Source organism: Nocardioides ginsengisoli (assembly GCF_039537225.1).
GTDB lineage: Bacteria > Actinomycetota > Actinomycetes > Propionibacteriales > Nocardioidaceae > Nocardioides > Nocardioides ginsengisoli.
In genome coordinates this window covers 241,241-260,323 of sequence record NZ_BAABAC010000013.1, presented here as the reverse complement: position 1 = coordinate 260,323, position 19,083 = coordinate 241,241, and the positions used below count along the sequence as shown (strand labels likewise).

Genomic DNA, 19,083 nt, shown 5'->3' with positions numbered 1-19,083 from the left:
TTCTCAGGCACACGACTCGGCCGGGGCCACCCGAGGGCGCTGCCGCCCCCGCCCCGATCTAGACTGGGCGCGTACAGACAGGGGAGCCCGCGTGAGCGGGCTGAGAGTGCGGATCCGCCGCAGACCCTCCGAACCTGATCCGGCTAGCACCGGCGAAGGGAGTCATGATGCGCTCGCGCATGCTCACGGGCCTCGCTGCCCTCTCGGCGACCACGCTCCTCGTGACGGGCTGCTCGCTCGTCAGCAACGAGAACGACGGGCGCAAGGCCGACGACAAGACGGTCACCCTGGTGACCCACGAGTCGTTCGCCCTGCCCAAGGAGCTGGTCAAGAAGTTCGAGCAGGACTCGGGCTACCAGCTCAAGATCAGCAAGCTCGAGGACGCCGGCGCCCTCACCAACGAGCTGGTGCTGACCAAGGACCACCCGGTCGGTGACGTCGTCTTCGGCGTCGACAACACCTTCGCCTCGCGGGCGATCGACGCGGGCGTGTTCGCGCCGTACCAGCCGACGCTGCCGAAGGGCGCGTCGACGTACGCACTGCCGGGCGACGACAGCCACGCCGTGACGCCGATCGACAACGGCAACGTGTGCGTCAACGTCGACGACGCCTGGTTCCAGAAGCACGGCATCGCGGCGCCGACGTCGATCGACGACCTCGCCAAGCCCGCCTACAAGGACCTCTTCGTCATCCCGGGCGCGAGCACCAGCTCGCCGGGCCTGGCCTTCCTGCTCGCCACCATCGCCACGTACGGCGACGGGTGGGCCAGCTACTGGACCAAGCTCATGGACAACGGCGCCAAGGTGGTCAAGGGCTGGTCGGACGCCTACTTCACCGACTTCTCCTTCTCCGGCGGCGACCGCCCGATCGTGGTGTCCTACGACTCTTCGCCGGCGTTCACGCTCAACAAGGCGGAGACGAAGACGTCGACGAGCGCGCTGCTCGACGGCTGCTTCGAGCAGGTCGAGTACGCCGGCGTGCTGCGCGGCGACACCACCAACACCCCCGGCGCCCGTGCGGTCATCGACTGGCTGCTGTCGCCGGAGGTCCAGGCGGCGCTGCCCGAGTCGATGTACGTCTTCCCGGTCGCGTCCGACACCGCGCTGCCCGCGACCTGGGCGAAGTTCGCGGTGAAGCCGCAGCGCACCGAGCAGGTCGCGCCGTCCGAGATCACCGCGAAGCGCCAGGCGTGGCTGCAGAAGTGGACCGAGATCGTCTCCCGATGATCACGGCCGGCCGGTTCACCGGGCGAGCGGCGTACGTCGCCCTCGCCGCGGTGCCGGTCGCGGTCGTCGCGGTCTTCTTCGTGCTGCCGGTCGGCGCGATGCTGCACCGCGGCGCCTGGCCGTCGGGGTCGTTCGACCCGGGCGCGGTGCTCGACGTCCTGCGCCGGCCGCGGACCGGGCGGGTGCTGTGGTTCACGGTCTGGACGAGCACGGTCGCGACGACCTGCGCGGTGCTGCTGGGCCTGCCGGCGGCCTACGTCCTGCACCGGCTGAGGTTCCGGGGCCGCGGTCTGGTCCGGACCGCGCTGCTCGTGCCCTTCGTGCTGCCCACCGTCGTCGTCGGGCTCGCGGTGCGACAGCTGATCGCGTCGTCCGGCCCGCTCGGCTTCCTCGGGCTCGACGGGACGCCGGTCGCGATCCTGATCGGCCTGGTCTTCTTCAACGTGGCGGTCGTGATCCGGACCGTCGGGGTGGCCTGGGAGGGGCTCGACCGGCGCCCGGCGGAGGCTGCGGCGGCGCTCGGCGCCTCGCCGTGGCAGGTGTTCCGGACGGTCACCCTGCCCGCGCTGCGGCCGGCGATCGTGTCGGCGGCGAGCGTGGTCTTCCTGTTCTGCGCGACCGCGTTCGGTGTGGTGCTGGTGCTCGGCGGGGTGCGGTACTCCTCTGTCGAGACCGAGATCTATCTCCTCACCGCCGACCTGCTCGACCTGCCCGCCGCCGCGGCGCTCTCGCTCGTGCAGATGCTGGCGGTGGTGGCGCTGCTGGTCGTGGTGGGCCGGCTGCGCGCCGTACCGGACCCGACGGTGCGGCGGGTCGCCGCGGCGCCCGCGCGCCCGCAGCGGCGCGACGTCCCGGCGATCGTCGTCACCACGCTGACGCTCGCCCTGGTGGCCCTGCCGGTGCTGGCCCTCGCGCTGGGGTCGGTACGGCGCGACGGCGGCTGGACGCTCGACTTCTACCGCGCCCTCGCCGGCTCGGCCGACGGCCTGCTCGAGGTCTCGGTGGGCCACGCGCTCCTGGCCTCGCTGCGGATCGCCGTCGACGCGACCTGGATGTCGCTGTCGCTGGGCCTGGTCGTGGCGTTCGTGGTGACCCGGCGGATGCGCTCGCGCGCCGGCCGCCGCGCCCGGACCGTGCTCGACGGCTTCTTCATGCTGCCGCTCGGCGTCTCGGCGGTGACCCTCGGCTTCGGCTTCCTGATCGCGCTCGACGAGCCGCCGCTCGACCTGCGGGCGAGCCCGCTGCTGGTGCCGATCGCGCAGGCGCTGGTGGCGCTGCCGCTCGTCGTACGGACGCTCGTGCCGGTGCTCGCCGGCATCGACGACCGCCAGCGCCAGGCCGCCGCGTCGCTCGGCGCCGGCCCGCTGCGGACCCTCCGGACCGTCGACCTCGCCGTCGTCTGGCGGCCGCTGCTGGCGGCGGCGGGCTTCGCGTTCGCGGTGTCGCTGGGGGAGTTCGGGGCGACGTCCTTCATCGTGCGCCCGGCGGAGCCGACGCTGCCGGTGGTCATCTACCGGCTGCTCGGCCACCCCGGGGCGCTCAACTACGGCACGGCGATGGCCGCGTCGGTGGTGCTCGCCGCGGTGACGGCGGGCGTCATCCTCGTCGTCGATCGGCTGCGCGTGCCGGGAACGGGAGCCTGGTGATGCTGGACCTGAAGGGCGTGGAGGTCGCCTTCGACGGCACGGTCGCGGTCGACGGCGTCGACCTCAGCGTCGCGGACGGCGACGTGCTCGCCGTCCTGGGGCCGTCGGGGTGCGGGAAGTCGACGCTGCTGCGCGCGGTCGCCGGCCTCGAGCCGCTGCGCTCCGGCGCGATCGCATGGGACGGCGCCGACCTGGCCGGGACGCCGACGCACCGGCGCGGCTTCGCGCTGATGTTCCAGGACGGCCAGCTCTTCGACCACCTCACCGTCGCCGGCAATGTCGGCTACGCGCTGCGGCTGCAGGGGGAGTCGCGGACGGCCGTGCGGGCCGCGGTCGGCGACCTGCTCGACCTCGTCGGCCTCGGCGGCTACGGCGACCGCCTGCCCCGGACGCTGTCGGGTGGCGAGCGGCAGCGGGTCGCCCTCGCCCGCTCGCTGGCCGCCCGCCCGCGCCTGCTGCTCCTCGACGAGCCGCTGAGCGCGCTCGACGCCGGCCTGCGGGTGCGGCTCGCCGCCGACCTGCGGCGGATCCTCACCGAGGCCGGGACGACGGCCCTCCTGGTCACCCACGACCAGGACGAGGCCTTCGCCGTCGCCGACCGGCTCGCCGTCATGCGCGGCGGCCGGATCGTGCAGGAGGGCGCGACCGCCGACGTGTGGTCGGCGCCGGCCGATGCGGAGACCGCCCTCTTCCTCGGCTATCCGCGGGTGCTGGTGGGCGAGGCGGCGGAGGCGCTGCTGCGGCTCGCCGACCGGCCGGTCGCGCGCGAGGTCGCGGTCCGGGCGACCGCCGTGGTCGCTGCGCCGTCCGGCCCGGGGGCGGCCGGCTCCGGGGCGTCCGGTCTGGTGCGCGCGGCGCGGCTGACGCCGGACGGATCGCGGCTGGTGGTCGACGTCGACGGGATCGGCGAGCTCGACGCCGTCGGGACCGCGGGCTGGGCTCCGCGGGCCGGCGAGCGGGTCGTCGTACGTGTCGAAGGGCACGGAATCGCGCCCTTGGGTGGCGCTGTGCCGGTCGGCTCTGGTGACGTCTCCTAGACTCCGTCGGGTGTATCGCCGCGCCTACACCCTCCTCATCGGCACGGCCGCTCTCATGCTGGGCCTGGCGCTGTACGCCTCGATCAGCCTCGACCGGCGGCTGCTCGACCCGGAGGGCAGCTTCCTCGGACCGTCGTACATCCGGCTTCCGCTGCTGCTGCTCGGCGCCCTGCTGCTCGACCTGCTGCCGCTGACGCTCTGGAAGGCGCGCGCCCGGCCGAGCCGCGTCGTACCGATCGTCCGGGAGCGGCTGCGCACGCACTGGACGAAGGAGCGCGCGATGCTCGTCGCCATCGGCGTGATCGCGTTCTACCTCACCTATGTGAGCTACCGGAACCTCAAGTCGTTCCTGCCGTTCGTCCGCTCCGACCCGCACCACGTGCCGGGTGAGGTCAAGGCGCTGTCCTACGACCGCGAGCTGCACCTGCTCGACCGGGTCATCTTCTTCGGCCACGACCCGAGCGACGTCCTGCACGGCCTGCTCGGCAAGACCTTCACCGCCGAGCTGCTCTCGCCGATCTACCTCGGCTTCCTGCCGCTCGTGCCGCTCGCCGTCACCGCGTGGCTGGTGTGGTCGCGGAACATGTCCTTCGGCTACTGGTTCGTCACCTCCCAGTGCCTCGCCTGGTCGCTCGGCACCCTGTCGTACTACCTGCTCCCGACCCTCGGGCCCGGCATCGCCTACCAGTCGGAGTACTACGGCCTCGGCGGCCTCGCCCACACCGGCACGACCGACCTGATGAACTCGATCGTGAGAGCACGCGGCAACGTCTTGTACGGCGGCGTCACCGAGTCGGTGAACTCCATCGCCGGCTTCGCCAGCCTGCACTGCGCGATCACCCTGCTCTTCGCGCTGATGGTGCAGTACACGCTGCGCTCGAAGATCCTCAAGATCGTCTTCTGGGTCAACTTCGGCCTCACCGTCATCGCCACGCTCTACTTCGGCTGGCACTACGTCGCCGACGACGTCGCGGGCATCGCGATCGCGATCGTGTCGTTCTACGTGGGCGGGATCGCGAGCGGGCAGAAGTTCGATCGCGGGTTGAAGTCGCACCCGACGACGACCACGTCGAAGATCCCGGTCGACGCGGACTGATCCACGGGCTGGAGTCACGGGGTCGGTCGGCGGCCGCGCGGTAGCCGACCGGCACCCGCCGTCAAGGAGCCTCGTTGCGCTCGGCCCGCTGCGCGGCGGCTTCGCCGTCCGTGACTGCGGGTCCCGGCCGGTCGGCTGGGCGGCGCGGTTGTCGGCACGGACTTCGTCCGCGCCGCCGCTGGCGCGGCCGCCTGACCCCTCTTACGCGGGGTCGTGTGCCTGAGAACGCCTGTGGGCGGGTTCTCAGGCACACGACCCTGCGTCGGGGCGCCTCGGGGCGTGATCGGCGCGGATTGCATCAACCAGGTTCATCGGATCCGCGCCGATGTCCAGTCCGTCCGGAGGGCCCTCGTCGACGTGGACGAGAGAGCGGAGAGAATTACAACGGTGTAGTTCGTCAAGCCGACACGCCGACGATCCCTGAGAAAGTTGGGATTTTTGTGGCTAATGTGACGAAAGCGCACTACGGTGACGCAAGTGCGCTCACCCAGCCTCGGTACCGGACTCCTCGCCCTCGTCCTGACGGCGGGTGTCTTCGTGCCCGGTGCGCAGGCCGATCCCGGCACTCCGAAGCCCGGTACGCCGGGGACGCCGACGGCGAGTGAGGTCCGCGCGGCGCAGGACCGGGCGGTGGCGGCGCAGGGGGCGGTGGGCGTCCTGCAGCGCAAGCTGGACGCCGCCAACGCCGAGCTCGACGCCGCGTCGGTGCGGGCGGCGAAGGCCGCGGAGGCGTGGAACGGCGCGCGGTGGACGGCGCAGCAGGCGCGGATCGCCGCGCGGGAGGCGGCGACGGCGTCGAAGGCGGCCGACCGGGCGCTCGCCGTCCAGGTCAAGCAGTTCCGCGACGCGATCGTCCTCGCCCACAACTCCGGCCTCGACCTCAACGCCGCGACCGCTTTCGTCACCGCCGACGGCATGGAGTCGCTGCTCGAGCGGTCGTCGGCGAGCGACTACCTGCAGGCGCGCTTCGACCAGCGCCGCAACGAGTACGTCGCCGCGGCCGACACTGCCGAGAAGGCCTCCGGCAAGGCGGCTGCGACGTCGCAGGACGCCGAGCAGGCGCTCGCCGACGCGCGGGTCGCCAAGGACGCCGCCGACGCCGCGGCCAGTGATGCCGCCGTCGCTGCGACCGCGATCGAGGCGCGTCGTACCCGGCTGGTCGCGCGGCTCGCGAAGCTGCAGGGCATCAGCGTCCGGCTCGCGCGCAAGCGCCAGGACGCGATCCTGCTCGCTCGCGAGGAGCGGCGCGCGGCCGAGGCGGCCGCTGCGGCCAAGGCCGTCAAGGCCACGCCCGCCGTCGCCCACGACCCGAAGCCCGACGAGCCCCGGCCCGGCGACGAGCCCGCGCCGCCGGCCGACGGCGACGGCGCCCGGGCCGCGATCGCCTACGCCCGCGCCCAGCTCGGCAAGCCCTACGTCTGGGGCGCCGACGGCCCGAACGCCTTCGACTGCTCCGGCCTGACCTCCCAGGCGTGGGCCGCGGGCGGCAAGAGCCTGCCCCACTACTCCGTCGCCCAGTACGACGTCTCCACCCCGATCTCCGCGAGCGAGCTGCGCCCCGGCGACCTGGTGTTCTGGGGCGACGGCCCCAGCTCGAGCTCGATCTACCACGTCGCGCTGTACGTCGGGAACGGCCGGATCATCCACGCCCCGCGCACCGGTCGCCCGGTCAGCGAGGACTCGATGTACTACTGGCGCACCCCCGACTTCTACGCGCGGCCGTGATCGTCCACTAGGTTCGGCGCATGGCCGAGGAGTCCACCGCGACCGAGCCCCCCGAGCTGACGGTCGACGTCACCGAGCTCACCGCCCTGCTCGACGGTCGGTACGCCGACGTCCGAGCGAAGGTGCGGACCCTGCTGCCGGCGTACGCCTCCGTGCTGGAGGACGCCGAGACGATGTCGCGCGAGGCGTTCCGCGAGCGGGTCAAGGAGGTCGTCCTCGAGATCGCCGGCACCGGCGCCGCGGGCATGGGCTTCCCGAAGGAGTACGGCGGCGGGGGCGACATCGGCGCCTCGATCGCGGCCTTCGACACCCTCGCCTACGGCGACCTGTCGGTCCTGGTGAAGGTCGGGGTGCAGTTCGGCCTCTTCGGCGGCGCGATCCTGCAGCTCGGCACGGCGCGCCACCACGACGCCTATCTCGCCGACCTCGTCGCCGGCCGTCTTCTCGGCTGCTTCGCGATGACGGAGACCGGTCACGGCAGCAACGTCCAGGCGCTGGGCACGGTCGCCACCTACGACGCCGCCGCCGGGGAGTTCGTGATCACCACGAACACCGAGCAGGCCGGCAAGGACTACATCGGCAACGCGGCACGCCATGCCCGCGTGGCGGTGGTCTTCGCCCAGCTCGAGGTCGCGGGCGAGCGGCACGGGGTGCACGCGCTCGTCGTCCCCCTGCGCGACGACGCGGGCGCGACCCTGCCCGGCGTCCGGATCGAGGACGACGGCCACAAGATGGGCCTCAACGGGGTCGACAACGGCCGGATCTGGTTCGACGGCGTCCGGGTGCCGCGCGAGGCGCTGCTCAACCGGTTCGCCGACGTCACCGAGGACGGCGCCTACGTCAGCGACATCGAGAGCGCCGGGCGCCGCTTCTTCACCATGCTCGGGACCCTCGTCCAGGGCCGGGTCTCGGTCGGCGCGGCCGGCGTCAGTGCGGCGAAGGTCGCGCTGACGGTCGCCGTCCGCTACGGCCTGCAGCGCCGCCAGTTCGACACCGGGGCGGAGGACGGCGCCGAGCAGCTGCTCCTCGACTACGGCCTCCACCAGCGCCGGCTGTTCCCGCGGTTGGCGCGCACCTACGCACTGCACTTCGCCCAGGAGGTGCTGGCGGGCGCCCTGCACGACGTCTTCTCCGGGATCACGCCCGACGAGGAGTCCCGGCGGCTGCTGGAGTCGCGCGCGGCCGGCACCAAGGCCCTGTCGACCTGGCTGGCGACCGACGTCATCCAGGAGTGCCGCGAGGCCTGCGGCGGAGCGGGCTATCTCGCCGTCAACCGGTTCGCCGCGCTCAAGGCCGACACCGACGTGTTCACGACCTTCGAGGGCGACAACCACGTCCTGCTGCAGCTGGTCGGCAAGGGACTGCTCACCGACTACGCCAGCGACTTCTCCGACCTCGACCAGCTCGGGATGGTCCGCTTCGTCGCGGGACTCGCCGTCGACACGGTCCTGGAGCGCACCAGCGCCCACAAGCTGCTCGAGCAGATCCGCGCGGTGCTGCCCGGCGGCAACGACGACTGGCACACCGACAGCGGGCTGCGCGACCCCAACTACCACCTGGCGATGTTCCGGTTCCGTGAGGAGCACCGGATCGGCGGCGTGGCGCGCCGGCTCAAGCGCGGCGTCGACTCGGGCATGAACCCGGGCGAGGTGTTCTCCCGCGTCCAGGACCACGTCATCGCCGCCGCCCGCGCCCACGTCGAGCGGCTGGTGCTGGAGGCCTTCGTCGCGAAGGTCGAGGCGCTCGAGGACGGCGACCTCAAGCTCACCCTGAACCTGCTCTGCGACCTCTACGCGCTGAGCGAGATCGAGTCGGACGCCGCGTGGTTCATGGAGCACGGCCGGCTCAGCACCCAGCGCTCCAAGGCGATCACCCGCGAGGTGGGCGACCTGTGCCGGCGCGTCCGGCCGATCGCCGGCGAGCTCGTCGACGCCTTCGCCGTCCCCGGCGAGCTGCTGCGGGCACCCGCACTCGTCGGAGGAGAGGCATGATCCGCACCGCCGTCGCCCGCGTCCCCGGCCTCGGAGGCTGGAGCGACGACCCGCTCTGGGCGTCCTTCTACGACTGGACCGTCGAGCACCCGCGCGCCGGCGGCGCGATCTGGCGGGTCGGCATCAACAGCGACCTGCGGCTGCTCTACAAGGCCGCCGACGAGATCGGCCGGCAGCCGGCGGGCGCCCGGATCCTCGACATCCCCTGTGGTGGCGGCGTCGCGCTGCGCGGCCTGCGGCCCGGCCAGGACGTCGCGTACGTCGCCGCCGACATCGCCCAGGCCATGCTCGACCGCACCCTGCGGGTCGCCGAGGAGCGCGGCGTCGCCGACCAGGTGGAGGCGCGGATCGCCGACGTCGGCGCGCTGCCGTTCGCCGACGCCGACTTCGACCTGGTCGTCACGTTCACCGGACTGCACTGCTTCCCCGACCCCGCCCGCGCGGTCGTCGAGATGGCGCGGGTGCTGCGACCCGGCGGCGTCCTGACCGGCAGCGCGCTGCTCAACGACACCGGGATCCGCTTCCTGCCGCTGCGGCAGGTGGGCCGCGTGGCCGGGCTGCTCGGGCCGGGCTGCAGCAGCGCCGAGCTGTCGCGCTGGCTCGGGGACGAGGGCATCGACGACGTGATCATCGAGCGCTCCGGCGCGATCGCCTACTTCCGCGGGGTCAAGCGCACGTGAGCGCGGCGACCGAACGCCGTACCGCCGTCTTCGACGCGCTGCGCTCGCTCCTGCTCGAGCACCCCTGGGGCGCCGTCACCCTCGAGGCGGTCGCGCGCGACGCCGGGGTCAGCCGGCAGACGCTCTACAACTCGTTCGGCTCGCGCTACGGCCTCGCCCAGGCCTACACCTTCTATCTCGCCGACGCGCTGTGCGACGTGATCGCGGCGACCCTCGTCGAGCACCCGGAGTCGCCGCGCGACGGCCTGGAGCACGGCCTGCGGCTCTTCCTCGAGACCGCCGCCGACGACCCGCTGATCCAGCGGGTGCGGGCAGGCGACGCCCACCACGACCTGGTCCGAATCGTCACCGTCGACGCCGGCCCGCTGCTGGTCCGCGTCGCCGAGCGGCTCGAGGCGGCGGCGCTGCGGTCGTGGCCGGGCCTCGACCCGGTCGGCGTCCGGGCGCTGAGCCGGACCCTGGCCCGGCTGGCGGTCAGCTACGTGACGATGCCGCCCGAGTACGACGACAGCCCCGCGGCGATCGCCGCAGGGCTGTCGGTGCTGCTGGCGCCCGAGGACGCCTGAGGAGTCAGTGAGCCAGGGGCTCAGTGGCCGCTGGTCTTGAACCGCTCGAAGGACGCGACGATCTCGGCCTCGGCCTCGGTGCGGCCGACCCAGTCGGCGCCCTCGACGGACTTGCCGGGCTCGAGGTCCTTGTAGACCTCGAAGAAGTGCTGGATCTCGAGGCGGTCGAAGTTGGGCACGTGGTTGATGTCGCGCAGGTGCTCCATGCGCGGGTCGCCCGCGGGGACGCAGAGGACCTTGTCGTCGCCGCCGGCCTCGTCGGTCATGCGGAACATGCCGATCGCGCGGCACTTGATGAGGCAGCCCGGGAAGGTCGGCTCCTGGAGCAGGACGAGGGCGTCGAGCGGGTCGCCGTCCTGGCCCAGCGTGTCCTCGATGTAGCCGTAGTCGGCGGGGTACATGGTCGAGGTGAAGAGGAACCGGTCGAGACGCATCCGCCCGGTCTCGTGGTCGACCTCGTACTTGTTGCGGCTCCCCTTGGGGATCTCCACGAGGACGTCGAACTCCAGCACTGGCTTCCTCCACAATCGTCGGCCCGGTCACGGGTCCGGCGCGGGGGTGCTGCAGGCTCGCTGACCTTCCCGACGCCGATATTCGGGTCATTGTCCCGCACAATGTCCCCGAACGCGCAGTCGGGGAGTAGTCCGGAGGGAGAACTCGTGGGGAAGCACGGCCGGGATCGGGGCTCGCGCCGCACCCTCAAGGTGCTGGTAGGTGTCCTGTTCGTCGCGCTCCTGGCCGGGGGTGGCGTCGCCTGGCAGACCGGCACCGCCGAGGACTGGTGGCACCGGCTCCGCGCCGACGGCGCCGACCCCCAAGACCCCGCCGCGGTCGCCGCGCCGTCCGAGGTGCAGGTCGCGCCGCTCGCCGTACCGGCGGCGGTGGCGGGTCCCGCCGACGGCGCCGCCGTCCTCGACCGGGCCGCGCTGCGGCAGGCGCTGCGCCCCCTCGGCAGCCGCGACCTCGGCAAGCACGTGATCGCCGCCGTCGGACCGCTCGACGGCACCGGCTACGCCTTCCAGGCGCAGGAGGGGCCTGGGGTCGCGATCCCGGCGTCGACGACTAAGCTGGTCACCTCGACCGTGGCGCTCTTCCTCCTCGGGCCCGACAAGACGTTCGACACCACCACCGTCCTCGACCGCTCCGGTACGACGCCCCGCCTGCTGCTCGTCGGCGGCGGCGACCCCTTCCTGGCCCGCGCGCCCGTCGCCCCGGTGGCCGGCAGTGCGACCTACGCGCCGGCGCGGGCCGACGTCGGCACCCTCGCCAGGCGGACCGCGCGGCAGCTGAAGGCCGACGGCGTGCGCGTCGTACGGCTGGGCTTCGACGACACCCTCTTCTCCGGTCCGGCGCTCCACCCGAGCTGGCGGCCCGACTACGTGCCCGAGGAGATCAACCCGATCAGCTCGCTGTGGGTCGACGAGGGCCGCCCGCTCCCCGGGCAGGCGCCCGTCGCCGACCCGGCGGCCGAGGCCACGAGCGCCTTCCGCACCGCGCTCGCCGCGCAGGGCATCAAGGTGGTCGGCGCGGTGCAGCGGGCCAAGGCGCCCACCACCGCCACCGCGGTCGGCACGGTCACCAGCCCCACCGTCGCCCAGATCGTGCAGCGCCTCATCGAGGTCAGCGACAACGCCGCCGCCGAGATCCTGCTCCGCCAGATCGGTCTCGCCGACCAGGGCGAGGGCTCCTTCGCCGCCGGACAGCGTGCGGTCGAGCGGGTGCTCACCGCCAACGGGATCCCGATGCGCGGCTCCGTCCTCCACGACGGCAGCGGGCTCTCGCGCGACAACCGGCTCGCGCCCGCCGTCCTGGTCGACGTGCTGCGGCTCGCCGCCTCCGCCGACCACCCGCAGCTGCGCCCGCTGCTGACCGCGCTGCCCGTCGCCGGCTACACCGGCTCGCTCGCCAACCGGATGGACCACGGTCCCGCCGCCGGCCGCGGCCGGGTCCGCGCCAAGACCGGCACGCTCACCGGCGTCACCTCGCTGGCCGGCATCGCCGTCGACGAGGACGGGCACCTGATGGCGTTCGCGCTGATGGCCGACCGGGTCAAGGACGCGAAGTCGCTGCTCGCCCGGGTCGCGATGGACAACGCGGCCGCCGGGCTGGGCGCCTGCGCCTGCTGAGCGCGTTCGGGGTGTCGTGTGGGGGAGAGGCCTAGGCTGCGAGCATGACCGGAACGTCCGCCGCCACCGAGCTGCCCCCGATGATCGACTGGGGGCTCGCGGTGTCGCTCGGGTCCCGGCTGGCGGGCGAGGGGCCGGTGGTCACGCGCGACGAGGCGGCCGAGGCGGTCGCCGAGCTGCGGGCGGGTGCGGGACGCTCGACCGGGCTGGTGCGGGAGTTCACCGGGCTCGACGCGCCCGACGGCACGGCGCCGGTGCTGGTCGTCGACCGGCCCGGGTGGATCCAGGCCAACGCCGAGGCGTTCGAGATGGCGACCCGGCCGATGATCGAGAAGATCGTCGCCACCAAGCAGCCGAGCGGGCTCGGCCTCAAGTTCGGCGCGAAGGTCACCGGCGCGGAGGTCGGGGGCCTGCTCGGGTTCCTGGCCGGCAAGGTGCTGGGGCAGTTCGACCCGTTCCACGAGCCCTACGGCCGGCTGCTGCTCGTCGCGCCGAATATCGTCCACGTCGAGCGCGAGCTCGACGTCGACCCGCACGACTTCCGGCTCTGGGTCTGCCTGCACGAGGAGACCCACCGGGTGCAGTTCACGGCGGTGCCGTGGATGCGCGAGCACCTGTTCTCCGAGATCCGCGCGATCAGCGACTCGGTCGAGCCGACCAGCTTCCTCGAGGGCGGCCTCGAGCGGATCACCGAGGCGATCAAGGCCGGGCGCAACGGCGGCAGCATCGTCGAGATGTTCAGCACGCCCGAGCAGCGCGAGATCATCGACCGCGTCACCGGGATGATGTCGCTGCTCGAGGGCCACGCGGACGTCGTCATGGACGACGTGGGCCCGACCGTCATCCCGAGCGTCGCCCAGATCCGCCGCAAGTTCACCCGCCGCCGGCAGGGCGTCGGCTCGCTCGACCGCATCGTGCGCCGGCTCCTCGGCCTCGAGGCCAAGATGGCGCAGTACCGCGACGGCGCGCGCTTCGTCCGCGGCGTCGTCGACAAGGTCGGCATGACCGAGTTCAACGCGGTGTGGGCCGGCCCCGAGAACCTCCCGAGCAAGGCCGAGCTGAACGACCCCGACGGCTGGGTCCGCCGCGTGCTCGGCTGATGGGGCTGCACCCGGCCGTCGCCGCCGTCCGGCTGGGCGTACGGCGGGCGCTGGCCGGCGCCGACCCCGGCGAGACGGTCGTGGTGGCCTGCTCCGGCGGCGCCGACTCCCTCGCGCTGCTCAGCGCGACGGTCTTCGAGGGCCGCAAGGCCGGGCTGCGCGTGATCGGCGCGACCGTCGACCACGGTCTGCAGGAGGGCTCCGCCGAGCACGCCGCCCACGTGGTCGCCCAGATGGCCCAGCTCGGCGTCGACGAGACGGCGTCCGCGCGGGTCCAGGTCGACCCCGACGGGATCGGCTTCGAGGCGGCCGCCCGCCGCGCCCGGTACGCCGTCCTCGAACAGCTGCGCGAGCACTTCGGGGCAGTCCGGGTGCTGCTCGGGCACACCCGCGACGACCAGGCCGAGACGGTGCTGCTCGGGCTGGCCCGCGGCTCCGGCGGGCGCAGCATCGCCGGGATGCGCCGCAGCTTCGACCACTACGTCCGCCCGCTGCTCGACGTCGCCCGCGCCGACACCGTCGCCGCCTGCCTCGCCGAGGACATCGCGTTCTGGGACGACCCCCACAACAGCGACCCCGGCTTCGCCCGGGTCCGGGTCCGGCAGCGGGTGCTGCCGGTGCTCGAGGACGAGCTCGGCCCCGGCATCGCCGCGACGCTGGCGCGGACCGCCGACCAGGTTCGCGCCGACGTCGAGGCGCTCGACGCCCTCGCCGCCACGTCGTACGACGCCCTGGCCGATGCCGACGGCCTCCCGCTGAGCGGGCTCGGCGAGCTGCTCCCGGCCATCGCCACCCGCGTCCTCCGGCTCGCCGCGCTCGACGCCGGGGCGCTGGACGCCGAGCTCTTCCACGTCCACGTCACCGCCCTGCAGCGGCTCGCGACGGGCGCCATCAGCGGCGAGGTCCAGCTGCCCGGCCACCTCACCGCCTACCGCGACGGCTCCCACCTCCGGTTCCGGCCGACCTCTGTGGCAGGCTGACGCCATGCATGCGAGCGACGTCGCGGACGACCTGGTCGAGGTGCTCTTCACCGAGGAGCAGATCCAGGCCCGGGTGGCCGAGATGGCGGCCGAGATCGACCGCGACTACGACGGCAAGGACCTCGTCATCGTCGGCGTCCTGCGCGGCGCCGTGATGATCATGGCCGACCTCGCGCGCGCGCTCGACCGGCACGTCGAGATGGACTGGATGGCGGTCTCGTCCTACGGCTCCGGCACCAAGTCCTCCGGCGTGGTGCGCATCCTCAAGGACCTCGACGCCGACATCACCGGCCGCCACGTCCTCATCGTCGACGAGATCATCGACACCGGCCTCACCCTGTCGTGGCTGACCTCCAACCTGGGCTCGCGCGGCCCGGCGAGCGTCGAGATCGCCACCCTGCTCCGCAAGCCCGAGGCGCTGCAGATGCCGGTCAAGGCCAAGTACGTCGGCTGGGACATCCCCAACGAGTTCGTCGTCGGCTACGGCCTCGACTACCGCGAGCGCTACCGCAACATGCGCTCGATCGGCACCCTCGCCCCCTCGGTCTACAGCTAGGGGAGGCAGCGGTGCGCGGGAACCCCGAGCCGCTCTCGCCCGTTGGGCACGGTGGACGGGATGGGGACACCCGTGGCACGGTCACCATGGACCGGCCAGAATGAAGAGGTGCGACGGCGTGTACGGTCGTCTGATCCTGACCGGTGAGATGGGGAGCGAGTAAGTCAGTGAAGCGAGTTTTCAGGGGCCCGTGGCTCTGGATCGCGGTCGCGGTGGTGACCGTCGTCCTCGCTCTCGAGTTCCTCGCGCCCGGCGGTGGCTACGACGAGGTCCCCACCTCGCAGATGTCGACCTACATCCAGAAGGGCCAGGTCGACGAGATCACCTTCGTCGACGGCGACCAGTCGATCGAGGCGACCCTCAAGAAGGGCACGCGCAAGCAGGGCGACAAGGTGCTGTCCTACTACGTCGACGGCGCGCAGACGGGGCTCATCGACTCGGTCCGGGAGCAGAAGGCCGCCGGCAAGCTCGGTGAGTACAACTTCAAGAACCCCAAGCCCGGCTTCCTCAGCTCGCTGCTCGTCACGCTGCTGCCGTTCGCGCTCATCATCTTGCTGTTCGTCTTCCTCATGAACAACGTCCAGGGCGGTGGCCGGGGCGTCATGCAGTTCGGCAAGTCCAAGGCCAAGATGATCAGCAAGGACATGCCGAAGACCACCTTCGCCGACGTCGCGGGCTGCGACGAGGCGATCGAGGAGCTCGGCGAGATCAAGGAGTTCCTCCAGGAGCCCGCCAAGTTCCAGGCCGTCGGCGCCAAGATCCCCAAGGGCGTGCTGCTCTACGGCCCTCCGGGCACCGGCAAGACCCTGCTCGCGCGCGCCGTCGCCGGCGAGGCGGGCGTCCCGTTCTACTCGATCTCCGGCTCCGACTTCGTCGAGATGTTCGTCGGCGTCGGCGCCTCCCGCGTCCGCGACCTGTTCGAGCAGGCCAAGGAGAACGCGCCCGCGATCGTCTTCATCGACGAGATCGACGCCGTCGGCCGCCACCGTGGCGCCGGCATGGGTGGCGGTCACGACGAGCGCGAGCAGACCCTCAACCAGCTCCTCGTCGAGATGGACGGCTTCGACGTCCGCGGCGGCGTCATCCTGATCGCCGCGACCAACCGGCCCGACGTCCTCGACCCGGCCCTGCTGCGCCCGGGCCGCTTCGACCGCCAGATCCAGGTCGACGCGCCCGACCTGGCCGGCCGCAAGCGGATCCTCGAGGTCCACTCGCGGGGCAAGCCGCTCGGCAACGACGTCGACCTGATGTCGACCGCACGCCGTACGCCGGGCTTCTCCGGCGCCGACCTGGCCAACGTGCTCAACGAGGCGGCGCTGCTCACCGCCCGTGGCAACCAGAAGGTCATCACCGCGCAGATGCTCGACGAGGCGATCGACCGCGTGATCGCGGGCCCGCAGCGTCGTACCCGTCTGATGACGGAGAAGGAGAAGCTGATCACCGCCTACCACGAGGGCGGCCACGCGCTCGTCGCGGCGGCGCTGCCGGGCACCGACCCGGTCCACAAGATCACGATCCTGCCGCGCGGCCGGGCGCTGGGCTACACGATGGTGCTGCCCGACGAGGACAAGTACTCCCAGACCCGCTCGGAGATGCTCGACAAGCTGGCCTACATGCTGGGCGGCCGGGCCGCGGAGGAGCTCATCTTCCACGACCCGACGACCGGCGCCGGCAACGACATCGAGAAGGCAACCTCGCTGGCCCGCGCGATGGTCACCCAGTACGGCATGACCGAGCGCCTCGGCGCGATCAAGCTGGGCGAGTCCAACTCCGAGCCCTTCCTGGGCCGCGACCTCGGCCACTCCCGCAACTACTCCGAGGACGTCGCAGCGATCGTCGACGAGGAGACCAAGAACTTCCTCGCCGCCGCCCACCAGGAGGCCTTCGACATCCTGGTCGAGAACCGCGACGTGCTCGACTCGCTCGTGCTCGCCCTGCTCGACAAGGAGACGCTCGACAAGGAGCAGGTCGCCGAGATCTTCACCGCGCTGCGGCTGCGTCCCGAGCGTCCGGCCTGGACCGGCTCCCCGACCCGCATCCCGTCGACGATCCCGCCGGTCGAGATCCCCGAGGAGATCCGGCGCCGGGCCGAGCAGAACGGCCTGCCGCTGGCCCCCGAGCCCGAGCAGGAGGGCGGCTCCGTGCTGACCCCGCCCGGCCCCGGTGGCGACGTCTACGGCGGCCCGCAGGTCTCGCCGCCGTCCGACCCGCGGCCGCCGGCGCCCCCGTCGGGCCCCTGATCGTCGAGGAAACGATGACCGACCCCATCGCCGCGCCCGACCGCGGCCCGCAGGACGTGCCCGCCTTCGACCACGAGCGCGCCGAGGCCGCCGTACGCGAGCTGCTCGCCGCGATCGGTGAGGACCCCGACCGCGAGGGCCTGCGCGACACCCCGGCCCGGGTCGCCCGGGCCTACGCCGAGCTCACCGCCGGGCTCCGGATGGCGCCCGAGGACGTGCTCACCACGACCTTCGACCTCGGCCACGACGAGATGGTCCTGGTGCGCGACATCGAGCTGTGGTCGATGTGCGAGCACCACCTGGTGCCGTTCACCGGCGTGGCCCACGTGGGCTACATCCCGGCCGAGTCGGGCAAGATCACCGGCCTGTCCAAGCTGGCCCGGCTGGTCGACCTCTACGCCAAGCGGCCGCAGGTCCAGGAGCGGCTGACCACCCAGGTCGCCGACTCGCTGATGGAGATCCTCGACGCGCGCGGCGTGATCGTGGTGATCGAGGCCGAGCACCTGTGCATGACCATGCGGGGCGTGCGCAAGGCCGGCGCCCGCACCATCACGTCCGCCGTGCGCGGTCTGATGCTGTCGAGCCCCACCACCCGGGCCGAGGCGATGGCGCTGATCCACAGCCCGCGGGGCTGACTTCCTGACGGAAACTGGCGCTTCCTGGCCGTTGCAACCGTCAGGAAGTGCAGGAATCCCCGCTTCAGCGGGGATTCCTGCACCGCCGCATCAGCGCAGGTAGGCCGCGAGCGCCGCGTCGGCGTCGCTGCTGACGAACCCGGTCGCGGCCAGCTTGTCGAGCGCCAGGACGCCGCACAGCGGGCGCGGCGAGACGGCCTTGCCGGCGGAGTACTCCGCGGTGGTCACCGTGCTGACCCGCGCCGGGTCGTGGCCGGTCAGCTCGAAGACGCGGGCGGCGTAGGCGGCCCACGAGCGCGGCGTGCCGGCGTTGGTCACGTTGTAGGTGCCGTACGGCGCGCCGGTGGTCACCAGGTGCGCGGTCGCGCGGGCGAGCTCGTCGGTGAACGTGAGCCGGCCGATCTGGTCGTCGACGACGCCCGGGTCGACGCCGTCGGCGGCGAGGCGGGCCATGGTGCGCACGAAGTTGTTGCCGTCGCCGATCACCCACGAGGTGCGCAGCACGTAGTGGCGCGGCGCGGTGGCGACGGCGAGGTCGCCGGCGGCCTTGGTCTGGCCGTAGACGCCCAGCGGCGAGAACGGCTCGTCCTCGCGGTGCCCGCCCTCGACGTCGGCGCCGTCGAAGACGTAGTCGGTGGAGTAGTGGACCAGGGTGAGGTGGCGCTCGGACGCGATCCGGGCGAGCGCGGCCGGGGCGGCGGCGTTGGCGGCCCAGGCGATCGGGCGGCCCTCGGGGGTCTCGGCCTTGTCGACGGCGGTGTAGGCGGCCGCGTTGAGGACGACGGCGTACTCGTCCCAGGGCCAGGCGGCGAGGGCGGCCGCGTCGGTGAGGTCGAGCTCGTCGAGGTCGACCAGGTCGGCGTCGGGGAACGCCTGCGCCAGCGCGCGGCCGAGCTGGCCGTGGCAGCCGGTGATCAGGGTCTTCTTCGGGGCCATCGGCTCGACGTCGTCGAGCGCCGGGTTGGCGCGGTCCTTGTCGGAGATCTCGACGTCGGCGGAGTCGAGCGGGATCGGCCACGGGATGGCGACGCTCGGGTCGGCGAGGTCGAGGGCCGGGTAGGTGCGGCCGGCGACGTAGTGCTCGTTGACCAGGTAGGAGTAGACGGTGCCGTCCTCCAGGGCCTGGTAGGAGTTGCCGACGCCACGCGGCACGAAGACGGCGAGGTCCTCGTCGATCTCGATCCAGAAGGTGGCGCCGAAGCTGTCACCCGCACGCATGTCGACCCACGCGGCGAACACCTTGCCGCCCGCGACGGAGACGAACTTGTCCCACGGCTCGGTGTGGATGCCGCGGGTCGCGCCGCGCTGGGCGTTGTAGCTGATGTTGTTCTGCACCGGGCCGAAGTCGGGGAGGCCGAGCTCGACCATCTTCGCCCGCTGCCAGTTCTCCTTGAACCAGCCGCGGTCGTCGTGGTGCACGGGCAGCCGGACGACGAGCAGGCCGGGGATCGGCGTCGTCTCGACGCGCAGCTGGCTCAC

General features: G+C 72.6%; 16 protein-coding genes and 1 riboswitch. Of the genes, 14 read left to right on the top strand and 2 right to left on the bottom strand.

Features of this window, described 5'->3' with window-relative positions; all coding sequences use genetic code 11:
- The first annotated feature begins 69 nt into the window (after window positions 1-69).
- Window positions 70-178, top strand: a riboswitch (TPP riboswitch).
- The 8 genes from AB4880_RS07740 to AB4880_RS07705 all read left to right on the top strand — a co-directional run bounded on the left by AB4880_RS07740 (window position 165) and on the right by AB4880_RS07705 (window position 9,967).
- Complete coding sequence (locus AB4880_RS07740; RefSeq protein ID WP_367918635.1) at window positions 165-1,226, top strand: thiamine ABC transporter substrate-binding protein; 1,062 nt, start codon at window positions 165-167, stop codon at window positions 1,224-1,226. (Overlaps the previous riboswitch by 14 nt.)
- On the top strand, window positions 1,223-2,872 hold the full coding sequence (locus tag AB4880_RS07735) for an ABC transporter permease (protein WP_367918634.1): 1,650 nt from the start codon (window positions 1,223-1,225) through the stop codon (window positions 2,870-2,872). The genes AB4880_RS07740 and AB4880_RS07735 overlap by 4 nt, the downstream gene beginning before the upstream one ends.
- Window positions 2,872-3,909 (top strand): ABC transporter ATP-binding protein, encoded by a 1,038-nt coding sequence (locus AB4880_RS07730; RefSeq protein ID WP_367918633.1) that lies wholly within the window; start codon window positions 2,872-2,874, stop codon window positions 3,907-3,909. Before AB4880_RS07735 ends, AB4880_RS07730 begins: the two co-directional genes overlap by 1 nt.
- 10 nt (window positions 3,910-3,919) lie before the next feature.
- Window positions 3,920-5,005, top strand: a complete 1,086-nt coding sequence (locus AB4880_RS07725) for a phosphatase PAP2 family protein (RefSeq protein ID WP_367918632.1) — start codon at window positions 3,920-3,922, stop codon at window positions 5,003-5,005.
- A 477-nt stretch (window positions 5,006-5,482) separates the two neighbouring features.
- Complete coding sequence (locus AB4880_RS07720) at window positions 5,483-6,730, top strand: C40 family peptidase (protein WP_367918631.1); 1,248 nt, start codon at window positions 5,483-5,485, stop codon at window positions 6,728-6,730.
- Window positions 6,731-6,750: 20 nt separating this feature from the next.
- Entirely contained in the window at window positions 6,751-8,721 is a 1,971-nt protein-coding gene (locus AB4880_RS07715) for an acyl-CoA dehydrogenase family protein (protein ID WP_367918630.1), read from the top strand.
- Window positions 8,718-9,401 carry a class I SAM-dependent methyltransferase gene (locus tag AB4880_RS07710; protein ID WP_367918629.1) on the top strand — a complete coding sequence of 228 codons (684 nt, stop codon included), beginning with the start codon at window positions 8,718-8,720 and terminating at the stop codon, window positions 9,399-9,401. The genes AB4880_RS07715 and AB4880_RS07710 overlap by 4 nt, the downstream gene beginning before the upstream one ends.
- The gene (locus tag AB4880_RS07705; protein WP_367918628.1) at window positions 9,398-9,967 is read left to right on the top strand and encodes a TetR/AcrR family transcriptional regulator; all 570 of its coding nucleotides are present in this window, start codon (window positions 9,398-9,400) and stop codon (window positions 9,965-9,967) included. Before AB4880_RS07710 ends, AB4880_RS07705 begins: the two co-directional genes overlap by 4 nt.
- Before the next feature lie 20 nt (window positions 9,968-9,987).
- On the opposite strand, the gene AB4880_RS07700 is transcribed toward AB4880_RS07705, so the two are convergent.
- The gene (locus tag AB4880_RS07700; RefSeq protein WP_282404699.1) at window positions 9,988-10,476 is read right to left on the bottom strand and encodes an inorganic diphosphatase; all 489 of its coding nucleotides are present in this window, start codon (window positions 10,474-10,476) and stop codon (window positions 9,988-9,990) included.
- A gap of 150 nt (window positions 10,477-10,626) precedes the next feature.
- Here AB4880_RS07700 and dacB point away from each other — a divergent pair, with 150 nt between their 5' ends.
- The 6 genes from dacB (at window position 10,627) to folE (ending at window position 17,604) form a co-directional block, all read left to right on the top strand.
- Window positions 10,627-12,093, top strand: coding sequence for a D-alanyl-D-alanine carboxypeptidase/D-alanyl-D-alanine endopeptidase (dacB, locus tag AB4880_RS07695; protein ID WP_367918627.1), 1,467 nt, complete (start codon window positions 10,627-10,629; stop codon window positions 12,091-12,093).
- Between the two features lie 44 nt (window positions 12,094-12,137).
- Window positions 12,138-13,193, top strand: a complete 1,056-nt coding sequence (locus AB4880_RS07690) for a zinc-dependent metalloprotease (protein ID WP_367918626.1) — start codon at window positions 12,138-12,140, stop codon at window positions 13,191-13,193.
- Window positions 13,193-14,173: a tRNA lysidine(34) synthetase TilS gene (tilS, locus tag AB4880_RS07685; RefSeq protein ID WP_367918625.1), complete on the top strand. Its 981-nt coding sequence runs from the start codon at window positions 13,193-13,195 to the stop codon at window positions 14,171-14,173. Before AB4880_RS07690 ends, tilS begins: the two co-directional genes overlap by 1 nt.
- 4 nt (window positions 14,174-14,177) lie before the next feature.
- Window positions 14,178-14,729: a hypoxanthine phosphoribosyltransferase gene (gene hpt / locus AB4880_RS07680; protein WP_367918624.1), complete on the top strand. Its 552-nt coding sequence runs from the start codon at window positions 14,178-14,180 to the stop codon at window positions 14,727-14,729.
- Window positions 14,730-14,896: 167 nt separating this feature from the next.
- Window positions 14,897-16,969, top strand: a complete 2,073-nt coding sequence (gene ftsH, locus AB4880_RS07675; RefSeq protein ID WP_367918623.1) for an ATP-dependent zinc metalloprotease FtsH — start codon at window positions 14,897-14,899, stop codon at window positions 16,967-16,969.
- 14 nt (window positions 16,970-16,983) lie between these two features.
- On the top strand, window positions 16,984-17,604 hold the full coding sequence (folE, locus tag AB4880_RS07670; RefSeq protein ID WP_367918622.1) for a GTP cyclohydrolase I FolE: 621 nt from the start codon (window positions 16,984-16,986) through the stop codon (window positions 17,602-17,604).
- 90 nt (window positions 17,605-17,694) lie between these two features.
- Here folE and AB4880_RS07665 read toward each other — a convergent pair whose 3' ends face one another.
- Entirely contained in the window at window positions 17,695-19,083 is a 1,389-nt protein-coding gene (locus tag AB4880_RS07665; protein WP_367918621.1) for a sugar nucleotide-binding protein, read from the bottom strand.